The sequence below is a fragment of the Hydrococcus rivularis NIES-593 genome, assembly GCF_001904635.1.
In the GTDB taxonomy this organism is placed as follows: Bacteria; Cyanobacteriota; Cyanobacteriia; order Cyanobacteriales; family Microcystaceae; genus Hydrococcus; species Hydrococcus rivularis.
Genome location: NZ_MRCB01000035.1, coordinates 1 through 25,201 on the forward strand (window position 1 = coordinate 1; position 25,201 = coordinate 25,201).

Below are 25,201 nucleotides of genomic sequence, written 5' to 3' on the forward strand. Positions count from 1 at the left end.
ACTCTGGTTAAGCTTTTGTTACATACTGATAAATTTCCCCGCCGACTTACTTACACCGGGTTCGATCGCGTCATGCTCTCCCTAATTATGAATTTTACCCATTATGAATTGCTGCTCCTGCGGCTTGACTGTAGTAAGTAACCATTTTATTCTTAAAGTCCGAATGATAATTTTTTCAAAAAGTGATGGGTTCTTTACAGGTTGTCCCAGAAGTATAGAAGGTGCAAGGTACTCCGCCAAGTGAGCGGCGGAGCCTGAAAAGCACTTTGTCATGTTGAGCGTAGCGATAGCGAAGCGGAATATCTGAGTATACCAAATCCAAACAGAGATTCTTCGTGACGTTTTACTGCACTGGAATGACAAAATGGACTTTTGGGATGTCCTCTTAGCTCGAGGAGACAAAAAATTGAGGTAAGAATTAGGAAAAACGAGAAAAAATCGGTTAGTGTTGCAGCTAGCGAGTCGAGAAAGTCGCGATCGCCCCTTAAAACAAGCTGATATGAAAACTGTTATCAAAATATCTCTAATTGCTTTGCTATGGATAATAGCAGTCAGCCCAGGAACGATTTATGGAGATACATTAATCAGACTGGAAATGGCTCATGCTTGGCGGACGGGGAGAGAAGAAGTTACACTGACACCGGATAATAAACCCAAGTCTCGATTAGACAGCCCTGGAGTCTCAGGCGTGGGGGGCAAGCGTTATACGACCTATGATGCGGGGCAATCTTTATTAATGCTTCCTGGCGATTGGTTGGGTAGTCAACTCCATCGCCTCTTGTCTCAACAAGATGAAAACTTTTTGCGCCGCTTGGTCGTTAGTTTTCTGATTTTTATCCCGCTCAATTTGGCAGCGGTCTTGACTTGTTTTTGGCTGCTGAGACTGTTTGACTTTAATGAGAGAATCGCTGGTTTGGCAAGTCTAACCTGGCTGTTGAGCACTACCGTCTTAACCTATGTCCAAAACCCTCAACAGAACAATCAAATCTTACTATTCGTCACTATTGGTTATGCTGCTGCTCTCGCCTGCGTTCGACACGGCAAGCTTCATTTTGCTTTTCTGAGTGGCTTGGCGCTGGGTGCCGTCATTTTGATTCGCTCTAGCAGTATCATTCATGTTTTGACCGTATTTCTGTTTTTAGTCGGCTGTCTCGTCTATCAAAACCGAGAAAAACTCAAGAGTATGCAAGCGGCGGGATTGTGGATAATCGGTTTGCTTCCTTTGAGTATGCTCGGACGAGTTATCGATTACCTTCGCTTTGGCAGTTTTTGGACTACGGGACAGAATTTGTGGGCAAAGCAAGTGAAAACCGATCCAATTTTTGCGGGTTTGCCGCCACTGCCTGCTGATTATCCTTTTATTAATCCCCCCCAGTTCGGGATTTGGGGGGTATTATTCTCGCCTGCTAAAAGTATTTTTATCTACGACCCCTTATTGTTACCTTGCTTGCTGCTGGGCGCGTTCTTGTGGAAAAAACTCTCGCCTTACATGCAGTGGTATTTGCTGTGCGGAATTTTCAATCTTGCCTTACATATAGCTTTGACCAGCAAACTTGATTTTTGGCATGGAGATGCTGCTTGGGGAGCCAGGTATCACGTCACCTCGGTTCATCTGTTGCTGATTCCTTTGATAGCGCTTTTGATAGAGCGTCTTCTATCGGTCAAAGGGTTGAGCCGTTGGCTGATACAAAGTCTTTTAGTACTCGCGATTATGATGCAGATGACTTCAGTTGTTCTGCGACCCGTTGCCGAAGGAAATCAGATTTATTTTGCTAACCCTCAAAGTTTTCTGGAATTTCGCTGGGGAGAGCGCATAACCAACATAGGTTGCTTAATCGATCGCTCTTTCTCCCCAGAGTGCCCTAGCAAGCTCAACTCAAATTTGAGCAATAAACTATCGCTCCTTCCTTTTAATTTTACTAGAGGTCGAAATTTTATCTTTATCGTCTGGGGATTAATATTAATTGTGGCGATTGCAAGTACTGTGCGATTCTGTTTTCAAGGCTGATAGCTAGACATGACTCTGCCAAAACTCCACAATTTTTGAGAATAAGATCGACTGACTTCGTCTCCTTCTCCTGAAAGGCGATCGATCGCAATGCCATTGCGTCCTATTTCTTTGCCCGAACTGTGAATGTAATATCCATCTCCCAGATAAAGGGCGACGTGATCGACTTTTTGGATGCCGAAGAAAATTAAATCTCCCGCCAGAAGTTCCTCTAAGGCAATTCTTTTCGTAAAGGCTTCTTGTTGGTAGGAATCTCGTGGCAACCAAATCCCCGAAGCGGCAAAAGCTGCTTGCATCAGTCCCGAACAATCATAGTTGGGCGCTAGCGTTCCTCCCCAAAGATAATAGTTAGGCACTTCCATTGCAGCTTTGGTAAAGGCGATAATCTCTCGGAGACGGGATTCAATATAAGATCGGGAACGCGCGATCGCAACATAAACTGTCTTAGCAGGTTCCATTTCAGTCAATTTATCTACAGGCAACCAAGCCACATAACCGTCCTCGCACAAGCGGACTTTTATAGCGCCATTAGCAGAGCAATTGGATAATATCTTTAAATGTCTTCCCGCAGCCGCTTGGGTAGCTAAGCGATCGCAATTAGAAGAATCGTAAAGATCGAGATCGCTCCGACAGCAATATTCTCCGGTAGGCGATTGAAGTAATTGTTCGAGGGAAGTCATCTGATTTTGAATTGTCGATGCAGATTTTATTTTCTCATTGACCGAAAAAGTTAGGGCGATCGCAATTTAGCAATTCTCCAACTCAAGAAAATTACGGGAATAATCCCCACTAAAACGATTGCCAACGCAGGCGCAGAAGCTTCCACCAGTCTTTCGTCGGAGGCATACTGGTAAACGCGCACTGCTAAGGTATCGAAGTTAAACGGACGAATCACCAAAGTCGCGGATAATTCCTTCATCACGTCCACAAATACCAATATCGCCGCCGTTAACATTCCTCCCGACATCAAGGGAACGTGAATTTTAACTAGCGTGCTAGTGGCATCGTAACCCAGACTGCGAGCGGCATCGTCTAAAGATGGCTTAATTTTATTGAGGCTAGCCTCGACTGCGCCCAAGGCAACCGCTAAAAAACGCACCAGATAAGCATATATCAGAGCAACGATGGTTCCGCTCAACAGTAAACCCGTAGAGATCCCAAACAGAGAACGCATCCAGCTATCGAGAGCATTATCAAAGTGTCCCATAGGAATGAGTACGCCAACGGCAATCACGGAACCTGGTATGGCGTATCCCATCGAGGCAATTCGGATCGCCAAACGCATTCCCAAATTGGGTTGCAAACGCTCTCCGTAAGCCATTAACAGAGAAAACACCATTCCTATAGCAGCACTGAGAATTGCCAAAATAAAACTGTGGGTAGCAAGCTCAAAAAAACTATCGTTGAGAGTTTCCTCGGCATTGCTGACAGTCATATGTAGTAAGTAGATTCCGGGAATGAGAAAGCCTAATGCGCAGGGAAGAAAACAAGCTACCCAAGCTAAGAATCCTCGCCCTAAACCCAGTTGATACTTGGGCAATCGATGTTGATGGCTAATAGTTTGGTAATAACGGGCTTGACGGCGCGACCATTTTTCTAGCAGGATTAACGCGAGAATAAAGAGCATCAAACAAGCTGCCAACTGAGCTGCCGCTATCCGTTCTCCCATGCCAAACCAGGTGCTGTAAATGCCCGTGGTAAAGGTATTCACGCCAAAATACTGGACGGTTCCAAAGTCGTTGAGGGTTTCCATCTCTGCCAGTGCTAGCCCTGCGACAATTGCGGGTCGAGCTAAAGGCAATGCAATAGTGAAAAAACTACTCCAGGGATTGCAACCGAGAGAGCGACTGGCTTCTAAGGTACAAATCGACTGCTCCAGAAAGGCAACCCGCGCCAGTAAATAGACGTAGGGATACAATACTAGGATGAACATGGCGATCGCACCCCACAGGGTACGAATGCTAGGGAACCAATAATCCCCCGCACTACTCCAACCAAAAAGCCTTCTCAGCCATGTCTGCACGGGACCGTAAAATTCCAGCATATCGGTATAAGTATAGGCGAGCAGATAGGCTGGAGCTGCCAGAGGCAATAGTAATGCCCATTCAAACAGCCGACTTCCCCAAAAGCGGCACATAGTAACTAACCACGCCGTCCCTACGCCGATGACCACAACCCCGATGCCAACGCCAATCATCAGCCAAAGCGAGTTGAGGATGTAGTCGCCTAAAACCGTAGAGGCTAACTGCTGCCAGATTTGCCCGGAGGGATAAAAAACGCTGCCCAGCACGAAGAGAACGGGCGTAGCAATGAGAGCTGCGATCGCGATTACCAATACCGTCCAGCCATTAAAGTATAGGCGGTTGAAAAGTCGGCGGTCTTTCAATTTGGCTGAGTTAGTTTCTGTCATTTGTCTACGAGCGGGCGATGAGCAAACCTAGTACCTATTTAGTTTAGGACTTACAAACAACTCATAAAATTAGATATCTTATTTTTATTTTTTGTAATAACTTTCTATGAGAGCTTCGATCGCGCCGACTAACCGTTCGTTTATCCAATTTTGGTAAAGATAAGCCGCGATCGCGCATCCTCCCGCACCGACTCCTTCTTTAACATAGCCGCGTTCGTATGCCTGTAACTGCGGATAGGAAGAATTGGCAAAGCTCAATTGAGTCGCTAGGAGAGGAACATTAGCGATCGCAACTGCCAAACCCACTGTATCTCCCGTGGGATCTTCTGCCACCCAGCGAGTCGTCCCGACGACGATTTGTTCGAGATTAGCAGGTTTGTCTAAATGTTGGATAATTGCCTGCATTAGGGCATAAACCGCCAGCATTTGCGTTCCTCCCGCTAGCATGACTCCTACTTGACGACTAGCTGCGATCGCCATTCCTGCGATCGCAATTTGCATGGGATCGCCGATAGCAGCAACTAAAGTAAAAGGATCGATCCTACTAGAGCATCTTGCTTTCTCCAATCCTTCTCGCACAACCGACCATTTTTGAGCGTGGTTGCACTGGGGATGACTGCTATTGACTTTACCTGCTGCTTCGATTCCCAATCCCGTTAAAATCGCTAAAGCCGTTGTCGTTCCTCCTACCACGCATTCGCCGAGAATGAGATAACTGTCAGGTGCCTCTGTTGCTAGTTTCTCTCCCCATTTCATCCCTTGAGCAAACAAATGTCGGACAGTTTCCAATGGTAATGCTTTGCCGGAAGTGAGGCAGTTGGCAGGAATTCCGCCTAGATCGATAAAGGGAACGGCTGGTGGATAGGGTAAACCAGCATTAAATAAATAAACGGGAATATTCAGGGTTTCTACGACAGCACGAGAAATGAAGACAGGAGACGCGCCAACCGTTAGAGACGGTAAAGGATATTTGGGAGGAAATTGAGAACCGTTAATTAAAAATTCTGCATCTGCGATCGCAGTATATTTGCGATCGTTTGGCGTTGCTCCTGCCGCAGAAATCCCCGATATCAGTCCCGTTTCCGTAAATCCCAACACGCAAGCAAAGACTGGACGACATTTCTGATATTTCTCTACCCATTTCTGTCCGCGTTCTATTTCTGTATAAATTTGAATCATTCAACTATTTTGCTAGATCGCCTATTAGTATTTTCATACTTTGGCTAACGGCGGATTTTTGTAGCGATCTCGCTTGCCCAATATTTAGTACTTTTGTATTATATTCAAACGAGCAAAATACCCAATGCCTCCATCAAACCTACAGCGGTTTTTGCCCCTAGCCCCCAAGGAAGGGGGAACAAGCGTCAAAGTCCCCCAATATTGGGGAGGCACTCTATGTGCGGACGCAGGTTCCGCACATAGAGTGCCGTGGATTTAGGGAGCATACCCTGTAGTCTACCCAATTGAAAATTGCTGTAAGTAGCGCGATCGCGATCGCAGATAACGTACCGTACAATGACATTAGTCAAAACTAATGCGAGCGATCGCTTTCGCCTCTCAACGTCTTCTCCAACAATTTGACGCTAGCGTAGATAGCATCGATGTATGGGGTAGGCGTTTGGGTGAGTCGCCCCAGTTCGGCGACGGCTCCGACGATCGCGTCTACTTCTGTGGGACGATGTGCTTCAATATCCTGCAACATCGAGGTTTTGTGCGCTCCCACTCGTTCGGCTCCCGCGATGCGCTTTTCTAGTGAAATACCGAAGTCTACGCCCAGTTTTTCCGCGATCGCTTGCGCTTCTAACATCATATTTCGTGCCAGTTCGCGAGTGAGAGGATACTGGCAAATTTGCGCCAATGTGGCGCGAGTGAGAGCGCTGATAGGATTAAACGCCAAATTTCCCCACAATTTCACCCACAGTTCGTTGCGGATTTGGTTGCGAACGCGAGATGTTAGTCCGGCACGATTAAAAAGTTGTGAGAGTTTTTGAATGCGCTCGGTTTTAGCGCCATCTAGTTCGCCCAAGGAAAAGCGATCGCCCTCGATGTGCCGTATGATACCGGGAGCAACGATTTCTGCCGCCGGATACACGACGCAACCGATAACGCGATCGACGGGAATATTGGCTTCCACGATGCCATCGCGATCGACGGCTTGAATGCGGTAGTCGGCGTAGGGACTATCTAACTTGCGGAAGTACCACCAAGGAATGCCGTTTTGAGCCGTCACGACCATCGTTTCCTCTTTGTACAAAGCAGGTAGCGAGGGAGCCACAGAGGGAACGCTTTGGGCTTTCAGTGCCACGATGACTACATCCTGCACGCCTGCCACCTTTATGTCCTGGGTGGCAACGACATCTTGTACCCAATCTTCCCTGCCGTCTGCCAACCTCAAGCACAGACCTTTTTCCTGAATCGCTTGCAGATGTGCGCCTCTAGCGATTAACGTTACTTGAGCGCCTGCCTGAGCTAATTTTACCCCCATATAGCCGCCGATCGCACCCGCACCGACAATACAAACCTTCATTGGATGAAAGGATTTTAGATTTTGGATTGAAGTTTAACAGTTACCAAAAATCAACAACCAATAACTAATAACTAGCGATTCGCTTAGTCTATCAAGTTTAACAGTTTTGCCATGTTTAATCGCTGCAATTTACCCGTTGCGCCTCTGGGCAGTTCGTCTAGGATATGAAACTGACGCGGTACTTTAAATTCTGCCAATAGCGCCGAGCAATGCGCTCTTAATTCTTGCTCGCTTACGGATTTATCTTTTAGAACCAGGGCAGCATGGATATCTTCACCTAACATTTTATGGGGAACGGCAAACGCGATCGCTTCGGCAACGGCCCGATGGCGCAACAATACATCGTCCACCTCCAGCGGAGAAATCTTCTCGCCGCCTCGATTAATGAGTTCCTTCAATCGTCCCGTCAGGCGCAGGTAGCCATCTTCATCGAGCATCCCTTGGTCGCCAGTGCGGAACCAACCATTCGTAAATGCTTTTGCATTGGCTTGGGGGTTATTTTCATATCCATCGACTACGTTAGCACCTTTGACGACAACTTCGCCTAAGTGTCCTTTTTCGAGCAAGTTTCCAGCTTCGTCCATAATGCCAACGTCTACGCCGAAGCCGTAGCCAACCGTTCCCGGTTTCCGTACCTTGGGCGGCAGGGGATTGGTCGTCATTAAGTGGGCCGCTTCCGTCATGCTATAGGATTCCAGCACCGGAGAATTCATGGCTGCTTCCATTTGTTCGATGATGACTGGCGGCAGAGGGGCGCTACTAGAGCGAATGAAGCGGAAGGAATGGGATTCAACGATTTCTTGGTTGCGGGATGCGCGAGCCAGGATTGCTTGATGCATCGTCGGTGCAGCCGAATACCAAGTCGGTTTGTAGGCGGCTACCAGCTTCCAGAATTCTAGAGCGTTGAACCCGTTGGGACAAACTAGCGTTCCTCCCGATGCAAAGGTAGATAGCATCGCTCCTACCAGTCCGTGGATGTGGAACAGGGGCATCAAGCAGAGGGTTGTATCGACTGGCGACAATTGGTATGCCTCGATAATATTTCCAACAGAAGCCGTAAGATTGCGATGGCGAATCGGCACGCGTTTGGGACGGCTAGTCGTACCGCTCGTGTGGAGAATCATGGCAATATCGTCCGTTTCTGCAAGTTCTTGGGGACGGGGAGGGCGATCTGCTCCTCCGATTTTCTCAAACGTTAGCGTCCCATCGGCATTGGAAGTTGCCCGGAGGAGTGTCATATTGGGCGTTGCAGCTGCTAGGGCTGCTTCGATGCCTTCGTCTAGAACGATTAAAGCCGCTGCATTGGTGTCTTCAAAGTAGAATGAGAATTCTTCTTGCTTGTACTTGGGGTTGAGGGGAGCTGCTGTCGCACAGGTTACTGATGCTAAAAAGGTAATTACCATTTCGGGACTGTTAGGAATAGCGATGGAAATACGATCCGCAAAGCGCTCCCGTAGGGAATCGCCTCGTCCGATCCCAAAACCGTTCAGCTTGGCAGCGAGTTCGATAACGTTCTGTCGCAGTTGCTTGTAAGTTAAGGTCGGTTTATCGGGAGCAACAAGGGCTGGACGGTGATCTTCTCCAGCTAATAAATCTAGTACTGTACCTTTGTTCTTTGTCATTTGTCCTTTGTTTTCGGAGTTCATAAACTTGGTATCACATTAAATTTTGGATAAAAAATGAGCGCTAGGATATAGCGCTCGTGAATCTTGCTTAGAAGTATTTAGGAAGTCACAGGAGGCTCCGTCGTTGCACGGCGGAGTATCTCTGAGTTGGTTACTTAGTTTCTGAGAATTCAGCATCGATGACATCATCGCCGCCAGTCGAAGAACCCGACCCCGTACCAGCAGAGCTGCCGCTACCATCGGTGCTGTAGCCGCCGCCCGTTGCACCGCCACCAGCTTGCTGATAAACGCTAGTACCAATGCTATAGAGGGTTTGTTGCAACTCAGGCATTAGAGTCTTGATCTTATCGTCATTGTCCTGAGCGATCGCCTCTTTAAGTTCTGCGATCAGTCCTTCAGCCTTACTCTTATCGGCAGCAGCAACTTTGTCGCCGAGTTCTTTAAGTTGCTTATCGGCTTGGTAGACTAAGGAGTCGGCTTGGTTCTTGCGATCGATTCTCTCGCGACGCTCTCTGTCGGCTGCCGCATTCGCTTCGGCTTCCTTAACCATGCGATCGACTTCATCGCTAGGCAGGGTAGAAGCACCCGTAATACTGATAGACTGTTCCTTGCCCGTGCCTTTATCCTTAGCAGTAACGTTGAGGATCCCGTTAGCGTCGATATCAAAGGTCACTTCGATTTGGGGCACGCCGCGAGGAGCAGGAGGAATTCCGTCGAGGCGGAAGGTTCCCAGACTCTTGTTATCTTTTGCCATTTGGCGCTCACCCTGGAGAACGTGGATTTCTACGTTGGTTTGACCGTCAACGGCAGTTGAGAAGACCTCCGACTTCTTGGTGGGAATGGTTGTATTGCGGGGAATAATCGGAGTCATTACGCCGCCCAAAGTTTCCACGCCGAGAGACAGAGGAGTCACGTCTAACAGCAGGATATCTTTAACTTCTCCCTTGAGAACGCCACCTTGAATCGCCGCACCAACGGCAACGACTTCGTCTGGGTTAACGCCCTGGTTAGGATCTTTGCCCAGAAGTTTTTTAACCAATTCTTGAACGGCAGGGATGCGGGTAGAACCTCCTACCAGGACGACTTCGTCGATCGCATCTCTACCGATTTTGGCGTCGCGCAGCGCATTTTCTACGGGAATGCGACAGCGATCGATGAGATCGGCGCACAGTTCTTCAAATTTCGCCCTAGTTAGAGTCATATCTAAGTGCTTGGGACCTTCTTGGGTTGCTGTGATAAAGGGCAGGTTGATTTCCGTCTGAGTAACGCTAGAAAGTTCGATTTTTGCTTTTTCTGCCGCTTCGGTCAAGCGCTGTAACGCTTGCTTGTCTTGACGCAGGTCGATGCCTTCAACTTTCTTAAACTCTCCTGCTAAATAATCAACGATCTTCTTGTCGAAGTCGTCGCCACCCAAGTGGGTGTCGCCAGAAGTTGCTAGTACTTCAAAAACGCCGTCGCCCACTTCCAGAATCGAAACGTCGAACGTACCGCCGCCCAAGTCAAAAACAATGATCGTTTCGTTGCTCTTTTTGTCTAAACCGTAGGCAAGCGATGCTGCCGTTGGCTCGTTAATAATCCGCAACACTTCCAAACCGGCGATTTTTCCAGCATCTTTAGTTGCTTGACGCTGGGAGTCGTTAAAATACGCAGGTACGGTAATGACTGCCTGAGTGACGGGTTCGCCGAGATATTTGCTGGCATCTTCTACCAACTTTCGCAGCACTTGGGCAGAAATTTCTTCGGGGGCAAATTGTTTGCCTAGAGCCGGACAGTCTAGCTTAACGTTACCAGTACTATCTCTCAAGACTTTGTAAGAAACTTCTGTAGCTTCATTGGTGATCTCGTCATATTTCCGTCCGATGAAGCGCTTGACGGAGTAAAAAGTATTTTGCGGGTTCATCACCGCCTGACGCTTAGCAATTTGCCCCACCAAGCGATCGCCATTTTTGGCATAAGCAACCACAGAAGGCGTTGTCCGAAATCCTTCGGCGTTGGCGATGACGGTTGGTTTTCCCCCTTCCATTACTGCGATACAAGAGTTTGTTGTTCCTAAGTCAATTCCAACAACTTTTCCCATGAGAGTGCTGCTCCGGTATTACTACTATAAGGACTACTAGAGGCTGAACTATATGCAGACCGATTTCTATATCAATTTATGGCGCAGTCACTTTAGTTCAGTTGCTCATTATTCATTCAATTTCTATGGTGCCGGAGCCAGTATATTTACGGTAGTGTAGTTTTCCGAACCTTTTTGGACGGGTGTTGGTAAGGAAGGAGGAATAAGGACAGAGGAAAAAGGATAAAAGAAAATAAAGATAAATATTGTAAGGAGTAAAGATTATTCTGATTTGTGTCTGGTGTTTTTGACGCAAGTGACTAAAATTGCAGTAAGTTCCTGAGCTTCGCGTATAAGAGAATTCAATTTTTCTGCTGAAACCATCCTAGATTCAATCAAAAGCTCTAACCAATAGACGGTTTCTTCCAGTTCTTGTAGTCCTACTTCAATTTTGCTAATGTAATCTGCATCAGAACGATTTCGGTAGGCTTCTCGACAATGTGCTCCTACAGAAGTTCCAGAACACAGTAATTGCTTTCCAATCACTTGCGCTTCAGTTGATTGGGGCAAAGCCAAATAAAGCTTAATAATTCGTAAAGCAACTGTTTTGTCCTTTTCCTCGAATCTTGTCTCAACTTTCCTCCTCCGTCCTCCGCCCTCCGACCTCATCCCTTCTAATTACCATCTCCAACTGCCAGCGCTACCTTTAAAAGGTCCTACAATATCGCTTGTAATCCAACCGCCATAAAAATCTCCTGGTTGTGGTGTTACTTGCTCTCCATCAACGTAACAAGCATCCATGCGACTGGGATAGAAGGCAACATAGTCTTTCAGAGACGCAAAAGCGGGCGTAGGATCGGGATAATACCAAGCAACATCAACTGCCTGTTTGTCACCAACAACGATGGTGTAATACCTAGCCACTCCCTTCCACTCGCAAAAAGACTGTTGGTTAGTCGCCACCAGATATTCCATTTTGATATCTTTGGGCGGGATGTAGTAAACGGGAGGATGACTGGTTTCGAGTACTCGTTGGCTACGCTGACTATCGGCGATCGTTACACCGTTGAAGACGACTTGAATTCGTTTTGAGGAAGGTTCGAGACGTGGCGGACGAGGATAGTCCCAGACCGATTCTTGACCGGGTTTTGGTTCGATTCGTTTGGGTCGAAACATAATACTCACTTAGCAGTAAATAGTAATGAGTTATCAGTGCAGCTCATTCAAAGGGAAAAACTGCATAAGTTAAGGATTGTAGCAATTTTTTGGCGTTTTACCTTGCCAAGCTAACGATAACTAATTAAACAGATTCGATCTTAATTATTTTCCCGATCGCGATCGTGACAGAAAAATATATTAGTGAGAGGATTCGGGCAATACTTGAGATTTGCGTTCTTCCAGTATCTTCTGAACGGGAAAATCACTCTTAGCTGTAGGTTGAATTCGTTGCTGCCAATCAATCTCTCCGGCTGTAATAATTGTTTCTAAGTCAGCAATCCGTCCTTCTAACTCTTTGATTTTGTTAGAGACTTCAAGGCTATTGGCGGATTTTTTGTCAGAGGATTTCCAAACTGAAGCTGTGCCTACAGCAGCCCCAGCAACTACTGCAATGGGAATAATAGGTCCGCTATCAGTAGCGGCTGAAAGAGGAATGCAAATTGCTAACATTCCCGTGGCAAAAGCCCAAATTTTTGAGGTAACTTTCTGGCGAATATCTTTAGATTTTTCTAATGAATTCTCGTATGGCTGTGTCATGAGTTTTTCTTTTAACAGCACTTCCTACCATCTAGGTTAATTCTTTCATTTCCTAAATCAAATGCAGTGACGCAGCCATGAAATGATTTTTAACCTCCGTTCAGTAGGGGCAGTTCCCGAACTGCCCCTACTCCTGTATTCTCTATTCTTGGGTGACTTGCATCAATCTTTCTTTGTCTTGTCTGCGTTTTTTGGCATAAAGCTGAATCGAGGCTGCCATTGCTATTACTAGCGCAACTATCAGCCAGGTAGTAGCATCCAAAGGAAGGTTGTTTTTGAAGACAGCAAGTAGGACAATAATTACTAACAAAACGGTAGGGGCTTCATTGAGGGCGCGAAACTGTTGCCCCGTCCACCTGCATTCATCCTTTTCTAGCTGCTTCATAATCCGCTTGCAGTAGTGATGATAAACGAGTAGAAGCCCGACAAAAGCCAGCTTAATATGTAGCCAACCCGATTTTAAAACTTCTGGCTCTGTCCAAATAAGCCCGATCGCCATTGCTACCGTTACCAACATACCAGGCGTGGTAATAATATTGTAAAGGCGCTTCTCCATGATTTGATACTGATTTTTAAGAATGGTGCGGGCAGGTTCTGACATCTCCGATGCTTCTGCGTGATAGACGAACAAACGCACTAGATAGAATAACCCCGCAAACCAAACGACAACGCCAATCAGGTGAAACGCTTTGAACCAGTAATAACTCATAAAATTTGTTTTCTAAAGTTGCTAGCCACTTTTAGTGAGTTTAAGGGGTCGATGGGAATTGCATCTCGCCCCTAAATAAAAGTTTAAATAACCTTTGCCCTTAGTCATTGGTTTGCTAGTCACTCTTTAAGACAAATAACGAATAACAAAGTAGTAAAATAGCCTCTGCGTGAGATTAAAACAATAAATTTATAGAACTATCCAATGCATAAAATTCCCGTTACTATCATTACTGGCTTCCTTGGTTCTGGCAAAACCACTCTCATTCGCCACTTACTGCAAAACAATCAAGGACGACGCATTGCTGTATTGGTCAATGAATTTGGCGAAGTGGGAATTGATGGGGAATTATTGCGAGACTGTCAAATTTGCGACGAACAAGACAATCCCACAGATAACATCGTCGAACTGACTAACGGTTGCTTATGCTGTACGGTACAAGAAGAATTCTACCCGACGATGCAGCAATTGCTCGAACGACGCGATCGCATCGATTGTATGTTAATTGAAACCTCTGGTTTAGCGCTTCCCAAACCATTAGTACAGGCGTTTCGATGGCAAGAAATTCGTAACGGTGCCACAGTCGATGGAGTGATAACGGTAGTCGATTGTCAGGCTGTGGCTGCTGGAAGGTTAGTTGGGGATCTGAAGGCACTAGAAGCGCAACGACAAGCCGATCCTAACTTGGAACACGAAACCCCGATTGAAGAATTATTTGAAGATCAATTAGCCTGCGCGGATCTCGTCTTGCTGACGAAAACCGATTTAGTCGATGAACCAACTTTATCTAAGGTACAAGCTTGGTTGCACAAAGAATTGCGATCGGGGGTAAAAGTTGTTGCTTGTCAAGAAGGAAAAATTAAGCCAGATGTTTTGTTAGGTTTTAATGCGGCAGTTGAAGATAATTTAGCAAGTCGTCCCAGCCATCACGACTCTGAAGAAGAACACGACCATGACGATGAGATTAATTCAATTCAATTAATTAGCGATCGCGCTTTCGAGCCAATCTGGCTCATTAAAAAGTTAAAAACTATCGTCGAAACAGAAGAAATTTATCGAATTAAAGGCTTTGTCAATGTTGCCAATAAACCCATGCGAATGGTATTACAAGGAGTTGGCGATCGCTTTGATTCTTTTTACGATCGCCCTTGGAAAAGCGACGAATTCCGCCAGACTAAATTAGTATTTATCGGTCGTTCTCTCAAACAAGAGCAACTCGAAGCAGCTATTTATAGTTAATCTTCTGCGATCGTAAGATCGACTTATTTTGCCTAATAAATTTTTAATTAAATAACGCCAGTTCAATGTGAACCCGATTAGCAGCACTGGCAGAGTGCTGATATCGCTCGCTAAGGAGGTCGCTTTGAGTTTAAGATTAAATTCAAAATTTTCAATCGATTGCTCATAAGATCTATATTTATTTAGTACTGATGTTCTAGAATAGACACAGCTCGGCTAAGAAAATCTACTGAAGCTAACTGTAATTTCGGAACTTATCGGTTTGGTATTGTCTTATGGAACCTCTCACACAAGCTCAACAAGAACTTTATGACTGGCTAGTAGAATACATTACTAGCACCCAACATGCTCCTTCAATTCGACAAATGATGCGGGCGATGAATTTGCGATCGCCTGCCCCAATTCAAAGCCGTTTAGAGCGTTTGCGTACCAAAGGCTATATTGATTGGACGGAAGGAAAAGCTCGCACGATTCGCATTCTTCATCGCCCCTCTCAAGGTATACCCATACTAGGCGCGATCGCTGCTGGAGGATTAGTAGAACCTTTCACTGAAGTGCAAGAAAAATTGGATTTATCTAGCGTATTTGGGCATCCCAATTGTTTTGCTTTGCGGGTTGTTGGAGACAGTATGATTGAAGATTCAATCGTCGAAGGAGATCTGGCGATTATGCGTTCTGTTTCTCCTCATGAAACTATCAAAAATGGGGAAATTGTTGCGGCTAGAGTTGAAGGAGTTGGCACGACTTTGAAGCGTTTTTATCGACAGAAAGAAAAAATTATCCTTAAACCTTCTAATCGTAAATATTCGCCAATCCAAGTTTCAGCCGATCGAGTAGACATCCAGGGAATTTTGATCGGTGTTTGGAGGGGATACTAATCGGTTGTTAGCGATCGGTATTTCGATCGCTGCTGACTGAATTTCTGGCAATTAGCAATTGCCAATTGGTTTAACTCCTTGCTAATACAATTCATACTTTAGTAACGTGCAGGGCAGGGAGCCATTATAGACAGGAATGCGCCGGGATGCTCTCAGTCCTATTTGTTTTGCCAATTCTTTATTCCCTGTCAAAACATATGCCGTCCATCCTTTAAAACGCTGTTTGAATATATCTCCCAATAATTTGTAAAATCCTCCCAATTCTTGAATATCTCCTATTCGCTTTCCATAGGGAGGATTACAAATAATCATTCCACTCTTTGCTGGTGCTTCAATTTCAGACAAGTCTTTTTGAGTCAATTGAATATGTTTTTCTATGCCACAAGATTGGGTATTAATGCAGGCTTGTTGTAAAATATCGGAATCGCGATCGCTCCCTAAAATTGGGGCTAAAAGTTCAGATAATTGGCTTTCTTTCGCTTCTGTTAAAATTTTCTCCCAAAGAGCGCGATCGAAATCTTTCCAAGTCTGAAATCCAAACTGCTTTCGATACAATCCAGGAGCAATATTCAAACTTTTTAATGCTGCTTCGATTGGTAAAATTCCCGAACCACATAAAGGATCTAAAAAGGGAATATTCGGTTTCCATTCCGCTATTTCTAATATGGCAGCCGCTAATGTTTCTTTTAAGGGAGCTATTCCCATTGCTGGGCGATAGCTGCGACGATGTAAACTCGAACCCGAACTATCTAAACTTAGAATACAGCGATTGCCTTCGATATGAGCGTTAATTAATACATCAGGATTTTCTAGATTAATATTAGAACGCTTTCCTATTTTTTTGCGCTGGCGATCGACGATAGCATTTTTAATTTGAAGTGCGGTAAAATGAGTGTGATTGAGATTTTTATTTCCTCCAGTACAGACAACTGCAAAAGTGTCTTGAGTCTGAAGGTATTCTTCCCAATCTAGCTTGTATACATTTCTATATAATTGCTCTGCATTATAGCTTTTTATCTCATAAATAGGCATCAAGACTCGAAAAATAACTCTCGACCAAAGATTAACTCTGTAGAGTAGAGCTTTATCTCCTTTAAAATGTACGCCAGTAAAATCAGTACGAATGTCTATTGCTCCCAGTTTCTCTAATTCTTTTGCAGCAATGTCTTCTAATCCACGAGCAACTGTGGCAAAGTAATTCTTAGTCATTAGTTATTCTTGATTGGCAAACGGAAATTCTTTACTTATCTCCCAATATTTCCCATTATGAATTAGTAAAGTTAACTGAGGAATGAGAAATTCAAAATGTACTTTTTGTTGCTTATATTCATCCCAAGCTTTATAAAAATTTGGCTTAGTCAGATCGCGATAAGCGACTGTTAGATGCGGAGCAAAGGGACGATTTTTAGACTTCTCATCAACAATTCCTAGCGACGATTCTAGATAGTCCATTAAAGCTTTTTGTACTGCCAGAAGTTCTGGCGTTTTCAAGACATTAATAAAAATCACGCGAGGTTTAAATGCCGCAAAACCATCGAGAATCATTGGAATGGGAGCTTGGTTTCGGGCAAATTCTGTTAATATTTGTTCTAATTTTGGAAAATCTTCTATTTCCCACTCAAAAGGAGGTTGTAAGGTAATATGCGGTGGCGATTTCTGTGCGGCGCGGCTATTGTAAACTTCTGCAAAGTGCTGCTGAATTTTTCTGGCATATTGTTGTGCTTCATGCGGAGGTAGCAAGGCAATAAAAAATCGTCGTTTGGATTGAACCATACAAAAACTCCTAGTAATAAATTGAACCTCTGCATGTTCTTTTTAATCCTTTAATAGAGAAATATTTATAGCTCACTGATTATTAGCAATTGCGATCGTTCCGGTCATTCCTGCCTCGGCGTGTCCGGGGATAGAACAATAGAGTTTATAAGTTCCCGGTTTTTCGGGAACTAATACCCATTCCGCTTCTGCGCCCGGTTTTAATTCTAGTTCGTGAATGGCTCCCTTGATTTCTACTTTGCCTGCTTCTACTTTTTGCGTCCAACTCGCATCGGCAAAATCTTTAGCAGTGAAATAATGTTTTGTAGGGCTGGGGTTGTCTAAGACGAGTTTATATTTTTGTCCCGCCATAAATTTGAGATCGCTGGGGAAAAACTTTAATTCGCCCGCACTATTTCCCAAACTAACCTTGACTTCAGTAATCGATCGCGCAGCTAAAGCTGGTGCGGTCACAATCGTCGTCCAGCAGAGAATTACCCCCAAAGTAACGGCGAAAAATCGCCCCAAGAAACCAAGTTTTTTAAACGGCATCATGACTTCACCTACAAATATTTCTGTAACAATAATGATAATTTTTCTTTCGTCGGCGCTGGCACTTTGTCGAGAGGGGTAAGAATGGCATACTTAAGGGCAGAATGTGCCGCAGAGGTTGGCAGATTTTCGCTCAAACGCCTTACCGTTTCTTGGATGACTTTTTGGGCATTGATAGCATTGCGATGTAAATTGCCGATGACCATCTCTACCGTCACATGGTCGTGGTCTGGATGCCAACAATCGTAATCAGTGACTAAGGCTAGAGTAGCATAGGCAATTTCTGCTTCTCTGGCGAGTTTGGCTTCCTGCAAATTGGTCATTCCAATAATCGTCGCGCCCCAGCTACGATATAGATTAGATTCGGCTTTGGTAGAAAAGGCGGGTCCTTCCATGCATAGGTAAGTTCCGCCGCGATGGAGGGCAACATCTGGCAAATTCAAACTTTCTACTGCATCCGCTAAGACTTTGGCTAGATTAGGGCACACGGGGTCGCCAAAAGCAATATGAGCGACAATTCCATCGCCAAAAAAGGTAGAAACTCGGTTTTTCGTGCGATCGATGAATTGATCGGGAACCACCAGATCTAATGGTTTGACTTCTTCTTTGAGAGAACCGACGGCTGAAGCAGAGATAATATATTCTACCCCCAGCTTTTTCATGGCATAAATATTCGCCCGAAAAGGCAATTCTGTCGGCAACAGGTGATGATTGCGTCCATGACGCGCCAGAAAAGCAACGGTTGTTCCTTCTAAGTTGCCAACGATAAACGCATCCGAAGGCGAACCAAAAGGAGTGGAGACGGTCACTTCTTTTACATCTTTAAGGGCATCCATTTTATAAAGACCGCTACCGCCGATGATGCCAATTTTTACCTGTGTCATAATATTACGTTCAGATTTGGTTTAGTGCGATGCATAGTTATTGTATCGATAAATTTACGCTTCGATTTTTCTAATTTTTCTTAATTGTTGCTCGATCGAGTAATATAATCTTCTATTCCTTAAGTGTTTTTTCTTTCACATATCGATCGCGTTAGTGATTTTACTATTCATTTTTCTGGGAATTTAACGATTAAACTTCTCGTTAATCCGTCGTCTTGACATTGATTTTTATGATTGAGAATCATAGCATTATTTCTACCCCAAAACCATGGGGCTATTTTCTAATTCAGATCGCCCTAGAGTTTGGAAAAATAATTTATTCAGTTTTGCCTCGGTGATTTTGTAAAAAACTGAGAAGAAAACTATCAGGATAAAAATCAATCATGCGATCGCAACTCCTGCCTATAGGTTCTATGTTTTAATATAAATTCAAAGAACACTTTTTTTAAAACAATATCTGCTGTAGTCGCAGGCAGAGGAGAACCCTTTTAATTATGCTGGATACTAAATCGGTTTTAGAAGTATTACGCCCCGTACAAGACCCCGAACTGCGAAAAAGTTTGGTAGAGTTGAATATGATCCGCAATGTTCAAATCGACGGGGGAAAGGTCAGTTTTACGCTCGTTTTAACTACTCCTGCCTGTCCATTGCGAGAGTTTATTGTCGAAGATTGTCAAAAAGCTGTCAAGCAGCTACCTGGGGTTAAAGACGTAAAAGTAGAAGTCACCGCAGAAACGCCCCAACAGAAATCGTTGCCAGATCGCCAGACCGTCCCCGGCATAAAAAATATTATCGCCATCTCTAGTGGTAAAGGCGGCGTTGGCAAAAGCACAGTAGCAGTAAACGTAGCCGTTGCCCTCGCCCAAGCAGGCGCAAAAGTCGGTCTTTTGGATGCAGATATTTACGGGCCAAACGCGCCCACCATGTTAGGGCTAGCTAACGCGCAAGTGATGGTACAGAAAGGTTCCCAAGGAGACGTATTAGAACCTGCCTTTAACTACGGCGTGAAGATGGTATCCATGGGCTTTTTGATCGACCCCGATCAGCCTGTCATTTGGCGGGGGCCCATGCTCAACGGCATTATCCGCCAGTTTCTCTACCAGGTAGACTGGGGCGATCTCGATTATCTGATTGTCGATATGCCACCAGGAACGGGAGATGCCCAGCTAACGCTCGTTCAAGCCGTGCCCATGGCGGGAGCAGTTATCGTCACGACTCCCCAAACCGTCTCTCTACTAGATGCTCGTCGGGGTTTAAAAATGTTCCAGCAGTTGGGCGTAAACGTTCTGGGAATTGTCGAAAATATGAGCTACTTCATCCCGCCAGACATGCCCGATCGCAGCTACGATCTATTTGGCTCTGGCGGCGGAGAAAAAGCCGCGAAAGAATTAAGCGTGCCCCTATTGGGTTGCATTCCCCTAGAAATTGCCTTGCGCGAAGGAGGCGATACGGGCGTTCCCATCGTTATGGAAGCTCCCGACTCGGCTTCTGCTAAAGCGCTAACCGCGATCGCCCAACAAATTGCAGCTAAAGTCTCTATGGCAGCTTTTGCTTAAAATAAAGGAAAAAGGTAAAAGTAAAAAATATTTTTTGCCTTTTACCTTTTTCCCTTTTACTTTTTTGGCAATGTTACAAAAATCCTCAGCCAAAATTAACTGGAAGCTATGGTTTGCCTCCTGGTCGCAGATTGACTGGCTGCTATTAATCTTGGCAGTCGGTTTAACGGTCTTGGGAGGACTGGCGATCCAAACGACCCAAGTCCGCGAGGGAGCGGTAGACTGGTGGCAACACTGGCTGATAGGCGCGTTGGGGTTGAGCTTTACCCCGATCCTTGCCCGCTTGCGGTACGAAGGTTTGATCCAGTGGCATTGGGTAACTTATGCTATCACCAATCTCTCGCTATTAGCCGTAATTTTCATGGGCGTAGCGGCGAATGGAGCGCAGAGTTGGATTAATATTGGCAGTTTTAACGTACAACCCTCAGAATTTGCCAAAGTTGGCTTGATTATTACCCTAGCAGCCTTGCTGCACGAGCGCCCTGCCTCAACGCTGCCCGCCCTATTTCGCGCTCTGGCAGCCACCGCATTGCCTTGGGGATTAATTATGCTGCAACCGGACTTGGGAACGGGTTTGGTTTTTGGGGCGATTACTCTGGGAATGCTCTATTGGGCAGATGCCAATCCGGGCTGGCTGGTTTTGATGATGTCTCCCTTGGTGTCTGCGATTCTCTACAACGTCTTTTTCCCTGGCTGGTTAATCTGGGCGCTGGCAATGGGAATCATCGCCTGGTTGACGCTTCCGCTTAGATTCGTTGTAACGATTGGCGCGATCGCAGGCAATTTTGCGGCGGGAAAATTAAGCGGCATTCTCTGGGGACTGTTGAAAGAGTATCAAAAAGACAGGCTGACGCTCTTTCTGCACCCGGAGAAAAACCCTTTGGGCGGCGGTTACCAACTAATCCAATCTCGAATCGCGATCGGTTCGGGAGAATTTTGGGGACGAGGACTCTACCAGGGAACGCAAACGCAACTGAATTTCATTCCCGAACAGCATACTGACTTTATTTTTTCAGCGATTGGAGAACAATTGGGATTTATTGGTTGTATCGGTGTCCTCATTGCCTTTTGGTTAATCTGCTTTCGCTTACTATACATCGCTTGCAATGCCAAAGAAAATTTTGGCTCTTTGCTGGCAATTGGAATGCTGTCAATGATTGCTTTCCAAGTCATTATCAATATCAGTATGACTGTAGGGCTTGCCCCAATTACTGGCATTCCTCTCCCTTGGCTGAGTTACGGGCGATCGGCCCTCTTAACTAACTTTATTGCTTTGGGACTGGTAGAATCGGTGGCAAATTATCGACCGCGAAAGCGATTTTAAGCTATCTGCTAAAAGCTGTAGTCAAACAGGGGTAGGCATTGGATATTCGCTTATTGGTTCTTGATATTGATGGGACGATCTCCGGTCGCTCTAACGAGATTAGCGAACCTGTCAAACAGGCAATTCAAGCCGTTCAAGCTCAAGGAATTCAGGTGGCACTTGCTACTGGTCGGATGTTTCGCTCGGCAATGCGATTTCATCGTTGCATTGGCTCCCAATTACCGCTACTTGCCTACAATGGCGCTTGGATTCAAGATCCGTTTACGGGAGAGATGCATCAACATTTACCCGTTGCGCCAGCCCTAGCACAGCAGTTGTTAGACGATTTAGAGCTACCCGAACTGATAGACCGCCTTGGCATTCATTTTTACATTGGCGATCGCCTTTACGTCCGGCAAATTACTGCTATCACAGAAAATTATGCCCAACGATCTGGGATCGAGCCAATTGCCGTTGGCGATCTCCGCTCCATTGTAGACAAACATCCTACTAAAGTTTTGGCACTCAGTCGCGAAGTTTCCTTAATCGAAAAACTTTTGAGCCATTTACAACAGCGTTATGCGGCTAGTGAACTTTATCTAACCCAATCGACGATAAATTTTTTGGAAGCAACCCATCCCCATGCTAATAAAGGATCTGCCGTTCGTTATCTGAGCGAACAGATTTTAGGTTTGGAGGCAAAAAATGTTATGGCAGTTGGGGATAATTTTAATGACGCTCAAATGCTGCAATATGCTGGCACGAGCATAGCGATGGGAAACGCTCCCACAGCTTTACAGGAATTGGCGGATTGGGTTGCGCCTAGCGTAGAAGAAGATGGCGTAGCGGTTGCGATTGAAAAATTTCTTCTCTAGATTACAAAGTACCGATCTAGGTTAATCTGGGTTTTGAATCGATTTGTAAATGCGAAGGAGAGAACCGTGGAGCGCACATTCGTAATGGTCAAACCCGATGGCGTACAGCGCAATTTAGTTGGGGAAGTGATCCGGCGTTTTGAAGCTAAAGGCTTTACCCTAGTCGGACTAAAAATGATGAAAGTTTCGCGGGAACTTGCCGAACAACACTATGATGTACACAGAGAAAGACCCTTTTTCGGCAGCTTAGTCGAGTTTATCTGTTCTGCCCCCGTAGTTGCCATGGTCTGGGAAGGTGATGGTGTTGTCGCTTCTGCTAGAAAACTGATTGGGGCAACGAATCCGCTAACGTCCGAACCGGGAACGATTCGCGGCGATTTTGGAGTCAGTATCGGACGCAACCTGATTCATGGTTCTGACGCGATTGAAACGGCACAGCGCGAAATCAGTCTCTGGTTTGCTCCAGAAGAATTGGTTAGCTGGGAACCTGCCAATAAGTCTTGGCTCTATGAATAATAGCAAGTTGGCGAGCAAGTAACTGACATAGAGACGCGATGCGATCGCGTCTTTACTAGCTACCAAAGATAGCGAGCAAAACTTTTAACGAAATCTTTAATTTGAACTAAATATTGTTGGTTATGAGGTAAAACAGCGATCGAGAAATAATTTCTCGATGTTTCGGCGTAGCTGCTGGAAGGATTCTACATACCAAGGAGTTTGCCATGTTTTCGCCAATGCAATGGTCGCCTAACTTTCATTTTCCTTTCAGCGGTTCGGTTACTCAAGACATTTCTCCCCGTACAGATTGGTTCAGCAGAGAAATTGAACCTGATGCTGGAGATCCTGAGATCGAACGAGAAGTTTTCCATGAGGTTGCTTCCTATGGCAAACAACTGGGAATTCTCACTGATTCCTTACTCGCAGTAGTCCGTGAATTGAAGCCAGAAGCATTGGAAGACATCCGAGCGTTAGAACAACTCAAGGAAATCCAAAGGCAAGTAGAACAAATCAAAAGCGATCGCAAAGAACAAACTCGCGAACGAGCCAAGCAAATTTTAGATAAACTTTCGCAAAGCGATCCTGAGTTTTTAGTAGAGTTGCTTGAAAGCTATCCCAGAAAAGCAAACGCCAATTCAATGGGTCTTTAGACTGAATTCCGCTATTGACAGATAAGTCTTAAGAGCTTATGATTTAATGTCGATTCGTAAAAATTATATCAAATCCGGTTATAGAGTCATAATATGTAGTGCGTTCATCGTAGCGTGTCCGTTAGGACATAAGTCTCGCTCGCGAGTAATATCATTTTTCATTCATTAATGACAGAGATAGTCGATCGCCCTCACCCCCCAACCCCTCTCCCAAATAGGGAGAGGGGAGAAGAATGTATATCGGAAAACCTGAAAATTGGTATAAGACGCGAAGCGTCCTGAGCGTAAGCGAAAGATCTTTCGCATTACTCGGTATTGAAATTGTTCAACCAGATTTAATATTACGATAAAACAACGGCTAGAAGAGCTAACCCAGCATTAATTAGATAAAAAGCTCCCACAATCTGAGTTTCCGACCAGCCGCTCAGTTCTAAATGATGGTGCAGGGGTGCCATTTTTAATAACCGTTTGCCTTTGCCATCGGGTCCTTTGGTAGCCTTGTAATAGCTCACCTGAGCAATGACGGAGAGGGATTCGACGAAGAAAATCCCACTGACAACAAATAGCCCCCACAGTTTGCCGCCGAGAATGCCGACAGCAGCGATTGCAGCACCGAGAGCGAGGGAACCCGTATCTCCCATGAAAACGGTAGCGGGATTGCGGTTGTGGACGACAAACCCCAAACAGCCTCCACTCATGCAGGCGCAGAAAATCGTTAATTCCGGCGAAGTTGGTGCCACTAAAGCCGCCAGTCCCAAAAACGCGATCGCGACCGTTCCAGCAGCCAGTCCATCGACTCCATCGGTGAGATTGGTAGCATTGCTTTCGGCAACCAGGACAAATCCGGCTAAAGCCCAAAAAAGAACTCCCAATGGCAACACGAGATTTCCAGGGAGAGTAATGTCAGTAATCCTCTCTGGTTGACTCCAGAGCGTCCACAGACAAAAAAGAACCGCTACGAGAATTTGTAGCGCTAGCTTCATGGGCGGGGAAATCCCTTTATTAGACTTTTGGCGAAGGATTTGCCAATCGTCAAACCAACCAATACCCAGATAAGCGAGGGTGAGTACAGAAGTGGCGATCGCATTGGGCGCAAATCCCGACCAAACCGTAGCAACGATAACGGCTACTGGCACAAAAAACACGCCTCCCATAGTTGGCGTTCCTGCTTTTTTGAGGTGAGTTTGCGGACCGTCTTCTTGGATGACTTGACCGGTTTTGAGCCTTCGCAGTACGGGGACAACGCCATAGCCGAGTCCGGCACTGATGAGAGCGCTGATGCCCATGGGAATGAGGATCTCAAAGCTGGCTTCGGGAAACCGACCTGCCATGCAAGCAAAAAGGCTTGCAAGCAGGAGCGAGAGAAGGATCAGGAGAATTAACAAGCTGGTTCCTGAAGGCTTTTTTAGGCTTGTCGATAAAGATAATTTTGCGTCCACAACTGACTCACACAACAATTAATAGAGTAAGAGTTGTCATTCGTCCTTTGTCCTTTGTACTAATGACTAATGACGCTCTGACCAATGACAAAGCACCCGCCGCACCTCGTCGTTACCTGCATTAGACGAAACAGCGAGACGAAATTTAATCTTCATCAATATCGAGTTCGATCTCGTCGTCATCGTCGTCGTAAATACTGTCATCGACATCGATGAAATCTTCAATTCCGATCTCGTCTTCTATCGGAGGCACTTCTGTATCTTCAACGGTTTCGCGTTCGATCAGGCGACCCGTGGCTTTTAGCCAATCGATCAAAGAAGAGTCTTTCTTGAGAGGAATGACGGATGCGGGTTCGTAACGAGGTTCTTGGCGCAATGAAGGATTGTGCATGATTAACCGAGATATTTGAGTCTAGACATTTAGAGTTTAGCAGTCAAAACCTCCTCCTCGATAGACGAAAAAAAGGTAAAGAAGTTCGTTTGCC

The 25,201-nt window shown here is 45.5% G+C and carries 25 protein-coding genes; 9 read left to right on the forward strand and 16 right to left on the reverse strand.

The genetic code is table 11. The features are described from left to right. Positions 1–445 precede the first annotated feature (445 nt). Complete coding sequence (locus NIES593_RS20045) at positions 446–2,008, forward strand: glycosyltransferase family 39 protein (protein WP_217651984.1); 1,563 nt, start codon at positions 446–448, stop codon at positions 2,006–2,008. On the opposite strand, the gene NIES593_RS20050 is transcribed toward NIES593_RS20045, so the two are convergent. From NIES593_RS20050 to cobT, 3 genes are all read right to left on the reverse strand, one after another. Continuing rightward, positions 1,999–2,688, reverse strand: coding sequence for a C40 family peptidase (locus NIES593_RS20050; RefSeq protein WP_073601268.1), 690 nt, complete (start codon positions 2,686–2,688; stop codon positions 1,999–2,001). The genes NIES593_RS20045 and NIES593_RS20050 overlap by 10 nt on opposite strands. 50 nt (positions 2,689–2,738) lie before the next feature. Further along, positions 2,739–4,418 carry an ABC transporter permease gene (locus NIES593_RS20055; RefSeq protein ID WP_073601269.1) on the reverse strand — a complete coding sequence of 560 codons (1,680 nt, stop codon included), beginning with the start codon at positions 4,416–4,418 and terminating at the stop codon, positions 2,739–2,741. Between the two features lie 84 nt (positions 4,419–4,502). Then, positions 4,503–5,597 (reverse strand): nicotinate mononucleotide-dependent phosphoribosyltransferase CobT, encoded by a 1,095-nt coding sequence (gene cobT, locus NIES593_RS20060; protein WP_073601270.1) that lies wholly within the window; start codon positions 5,595–5,597, stop codon positions 4,503–4,505. Positions 5,598–5,721: 124 nt separating this feature from the next. Between cobT and NIES593_RS25315 the strand changes: the two genes are divergently transcribed. Then, complete coding sequence (locus NIES593_RS25315) at positions 5,722–5,856, forward strand: hypothetical protein (protein WP_281250769.1); 135 nt, start codon at positions 5,722–5,724, stop codon at positions 5,854–5,856. Positions 5,857–5,949: 93 nt separating this feature from the next. On the opposite strand, the gene NIES593_RS20065 is transcribed toward NIES593_RS25315, so the two are convergent. The 7 genes from NIES593_RS20065 to hemJ form a co-directional block, all read right to left on the reverse strand. After that, positions 5,950–6,945 carry a 2-dehydropantoate 2-reductase gene (locus NIES593_RS20065; protein WP_073601271.1) on the reverse strand — a complete coding sequence of 332 codons (996 nt, stop codon included), beginning with the start codon at positions 6,943–6,945 and terminating at the stop codon, positions 5,950–5,952. A gap of 83 nt (positions 6,946–7,028) precedes the next feature. Beyond that, the gene (locus NIES593_RS20070) at positions 7,029–8,567 is read right to left on the reverse strand and encodes an acyl--CoA ligase (protein WP_073601305.1); all 1,539 of its coding nucleotides are present in this window, start codon (positions 8,565–8,567) and stop codon (positions 7,029–7,031) included. Between the two features lie 154 nt (positions 8,568–8,721). Further along, positions 8,722–10,647 carry a molecular chaperone DnaK gene (dnaK, locus tag NIES593_RS20075; protein WP_073601272.1) on the reverse strand — a complete coding sequence of 642 codons (1,926 nt, stop codon included), beginning with the start codon at positions 10,645–10,647 and terminating at the stop codon, positions 8,722–8,724. A gap of 261 nt (positions 10,648–10,908) precedes the next feature. Then, on the reverse strand, positions 10,909–11,196 hold the full coding sequence (locus tag NIES593_RS20080) for a four helix bundle protein (RefSeq protein ID WP_245817663.1): 288 nt from the start codon (positions 11,194–11,196) through the stop codon (positions 10,909–10,911). A 108-nt stretch (positions 11,197–11,304) separates the two neighbouring features. Next, positions 11,305–11,802: a DUF427 domain-containing protein gene (locus NIES593_RS20085; RefSeq protein ID WP_073601274.1), complete on the reverse strand. Its 498-nt coding sequence runs from the start codon at positions 11,800–11,802 to the stop codon at positions 11,305–11,307. A 180-nt stretch (positions 11,803–11,982) separates the two neighbouring features. Continuing rightward, positions 11,983–12,381, reverse strand: coding sequence for a hypothetical protein (locus NIES593_RS20090; protein ID WP_073601275.1), 399 nt, complete (start codon positions 12,379–12,381; stop codon positions 11,983–11,985). Positions 12,382–12,523: 142 nt separating this feature from the next. Beyond that, complete coding sequence (gene hemJ, locus NIES593_RS20095) at positions 12,524–13,090, reverse strand: protoporphyrinogen oxidase HemJ (RefSeq protein WP_073601276.1); 567 nt, start codon at positions 13,088–13,090, stop codon at positions 12,524–12,526. Between the two features lie 204 nt (positions 13,091–13,294). Between hemJ and cobW the strand changes: the two genes are divergently transcribed. Both cobW and lexA read left to right on the forward strand, forming a co-directional pair. Continuing rightward, a complete protein-coding gene (gene cobW / locus NIES593_RS20100; protein ID WP_073601277.1) occupies positions 13,295–14,329 on the forward strand; it encodes a cobalamin biosynthesis protein CobW in 1,035 nt (344 codons plus the stop codon). Between the two features lie 275 nt (positions 14,330–14,604). Next, complete coding sequence (lexA, locus tag NIES593_RS20105; protein WP_073601278.1) at positions 14,605–15,207, forward strand: transcriptional repressor LexA; 603 nt, start codon at positions 14,605–14,607, stop codon at positions 15,205–15,207. A gap of 81 nt (positions 15,208–15,288) precedes the next feature. On the opposite strand, the gene NIES593_RS20110 is transcribed toward lexA, so the two are convergent. The 4 genes from NIES593_RS20110 to NIES593_RS20125 all read right to left on the reverse strand — a co-directional run bounded on the left by NIES593_RS20110 (position 15,289) and on the right by NIES593_RS20125 (position 18,395). Continuing rightward, positions 15,289–16,416 (reverse strand): THUMP domain-containing class I SAM-dependent RNA methyltransferase, encoded by a 1,128-nt coding sequence (locus NIES593_RS20110; protein ID WP_073601279.1) that lies wholly within the window; start codon positions 16,414–16,416, stop codon positions 15,289–15,291. 3 nt (positions 16,417–16,419) lie between these two features. Next, entirely contained in the window at positions 16,420–16,980 is a 561-nt protein-coding gene (locus NIES593_RS20115) for a 2'-5' RNA ligase family protein (RefSeq protein WP_073601280.1), read from the reverse strand. 72 nt (positions 16,981–17,052) lie between these two features. Further along, entirely contained in the window at positions 17,053–17,514 is a 462-nt protein-coding gene (locus NIES593_RS20120) for a cupredoxin domain-containing protein (RefSeq protein ID WP_073601281.1), read from the reverse strand. A gap of 8 nt (positions 17,515–17,522) precedes the next feature. Beyond that, a complete protein-coding gene (locus tag NIES593_RS20125; RefSeq protein WP_073601282.1) occupies positions 17,523–18,395 on the reverse strand; it encodes an S-methyl-5'-thioadenosine phosphorylase in 873 nt (290 codons plus the stop codon). A 494-nt stretch (positions 18,396–18,889) separates the two neighbouring features. Between NIES593_RS20125 and NIES593_RS20130 the strand changes: the two genes are divergently transcribed. The 5 genes from NIES593_RS20130 to NIES593_RS20150 all read left to right on the forward strand — a co-directional run bounded on the left by NIES593_RS20130 (position 18,890) and on the right by NIES593_RS20150 (position 23,277). After that, on the forward strand, positions 18,890–19,951 hold the full coding sequence (locus NIES593_RS20130) for an Mrp/NBP35 family ATP-binding protein (protein WP_073601283.1): 1,062 nt from the start codon (positions 18,890–18,892) through the stop codon (positions 19,949–19,951). Positions 19,952–20,021: 70 nt separating this feature from the next. After that, positions 20,022–21,275 carry a rod shape-determining protein RodA gene (gene rodA, locus NIES593_RS20135; RefSeq protein ID WP_073601306.1) on the forward strand — a complete coding sequence of 418 codons (1,254 nt, stop codon included), beginning with the start codon at positions 20,022–20,024 and terminating at the stop codon, positions 21,273–21,275. Positions 21,276–21,328: 53 nt separating this feature from the next. Continuing rightward, a complete protein-coding gene (locus NIES593_RS20140) occupies positions 21,329–22,129 on the forward strand; it encodes a Cof-type HAD-IIB family hydrolase (protein WP_245817664.1) in 801 nt (266 codons plus the stop codon). Positions 22,130–22,195: 66 nt separating this feature from the next. Further along, positions 22,196–22,645: a nucleoside-diphosphate kinase gene (gene ndk / locus NIES593_RS20145; RefSeq protein ID WP_073601285.1), complete on the forward strand. Its 450-nt coding sequence runs from the start codon at positions 22,196–22,198 to the stop codon at positions 22,643–22,645. A 206-nt stretch (positions 22,646–22,851) separates the two neighbouring features. After that, a complete protein-coding gene (locus tag NIES593_RS20150) occupies positions 22,852–23,277 on the forward strand; it encodes a BAR domain-containing protein (RefSeq protein ID WP_073601286.1) in 426 nt (141 codons plus the stop codon). Between the two features lie 341 nt (positions 23,278–23,618). Here the strand turns inward: NIES593_RS20150 and mraY are convergent, their stop codons facing one another. Together mraY and NIES593_RS20160 are read right to left on the reverse strand one after the other, a co-directional pair. Continuing rightward, positions 23,619–24,716, reverse strand: a complete 1,098-nt coding sequence (gene mraY / locus NIES593_RS20155; RefSeq protein ID WP_073601287.1) for a phospho-N-acetylmuramoyl-pentapeptide-transferase — start codon at positions 24,714–24,716, stop codon at positions 23,619–23,621. A 145-nt stretch (positions 24,717–24,861) separates the two neighbouring features. Further along, entirely contained in the window at positions 24,862–25,107 is a 246-nt protein-coding gene (locus NIES593_RS20160; protein ID WP_073601288.1) for a DUF3134 domain-containing protein, read from the reverse strand. Between the last annotated feature and the right edge of the window lie 94 nt (positions 25,108–25,201).

Excerpts from the sequence above, each read along its gene's own strand:
- dnaK (WP_073601272.1), bottom strand. The coding sequence starts at position 10,647 with ATGGGAAAAGTTGTTGGAATTGACTTAGGAACAACAAACTCTTGTATC.
- NIES593_RS20070 (WP_073601305.1), bottom strand. The coding sequence starts at position 8,567 with ATGACAAAGAACAAAGGTACAGTACTAGATTTATTAGCTGGAGAAGAT.
- NIES593_RS20120 (WP_073601281.1), bottom strand. The coding sequence starts at position 17,514 with ATGATGCCGTTTAAAAAACTTGGTTTCTTGGGGCGATTTTTCGCCGTT.
- NIES593_RS25315 (WP_281250769.1), top strand. The coding sequence starts at position 5,722 with ATGCCTCCATCAAACCTACAGCGGTTTTTGCCCCTAGCCCCCAAGGAA.
- NIES593_RS20160 (WP_073601288.1), bottom strand. The coding sequence starts at position 25,107 with ATGCACAATCCTTCATTGCGCCAAGAACCTCGTTACGAACCCGCATCC.
- NIES593_RS20065 (WP_073601271.1), bottom strand. The coding sequence starts at position 6,945 with ATGAAGGTTTGTATTGTCGGTGCGGGTGCGATCGGCGGCTATATGGGG.
- NIES593_RS20130 (WP_073601283.1), top strand. The coding sequence starts at position 18,890 with ATGCTGGATACTAAATCGGTTTTAGAAGTATTACGCCCCGTACAAGAC.
- hemJ (WP_073601276.1), bottom strand. The coding sequence starts at position 13,090 with ATGAGTTATTACTGGTTCAAAGCGTTTCACCTGATTGGCGTTGTCGTT.
- NIES593_RS20085 (WP_073601274.1), bottom strand. The coding sequence starts at position 11,802 with ATGTTTCGACCCAAACGAATCGAACCAAAACCCGGTCAAGAATCGGTC.
- NIES593_RS20050 (WP_073601268.1), bottom strand. The coding sequence starts at position 2,688 with ATGACTTCCCTCGAACAATTACTTCAATCGCCTACCGGAGAATATTGC.
- NIES593_RS20090 (WP_073601275.1), bottom strand. The coding sequence starts at position 12,381 with ATGACACAGCCATACGAGAATTCATTAGAAAAATCTAAAGATATTCGC.
- lexA (WP_073601278.1), top strand. The coding sequence starts at position 14,605 with ATGGAACCTCTCACACAAGCTCAACAAGAACTTTATGACTGGCTAGTA.
- NIES593_RS20055 (WP_073601269.1), bottom strand. The coding sequence starts at position 4,418 with ATGACAGAAACTAACTCAGCCAAATTGAAAGACCGCCGACTTTTCAAC.
- rodA (WP_073601306.1), top strand. The coding sequence starts at position 20,022 with ATGTTACAAAAATCCTCAGCCAAAATTAACTGGAAGCTATGGTTTGCC.
- cobW (WP_073601277.1), top strand. The coding sequence starts at position 13,295 with ATGCATAAAATTCCCGTTACTATCATTACTGGCTTCCTTGGTTCTGGC.
- cobT (WP_073601270.1), bottom strand. The coding sequence starts at position 5,597 with ATGATTCAAATTTATACAGAAATAGAACGCGGACAGAAATGGGTAGAG.
- NIES593_RS20115 (WP_073601280.1), bottom strand. The coding sequence starts at position 16,980 with ATGGTTCAATCCAAACGACGATTTTTTATTGCCTTGCTACCTCCGCAT.
- NIES593_RS20110 (WP_073601279.1), bottom strand. The coding sequence starts at position 16,416 with ATGACTAAGAATTACTTTGCCACAGTTGCTCGTGGATTAGAAGACATT.
- NIES593_RS20125 (WP_073601282.1), bottom strand. The coding sequence starts at position 18,395 with ATGACACAGGTAAAAATTGGCATCATCGGCGGTAGCGGTCTTTATAAA.
- NIES593_RS20150 (WP_073601286.1), top strand. The coding sequence starts at position 22,852 with ATGTTTTCGCCAATGCAATGGTCGCCTAACTTTCATTTTCCTTTCAGC.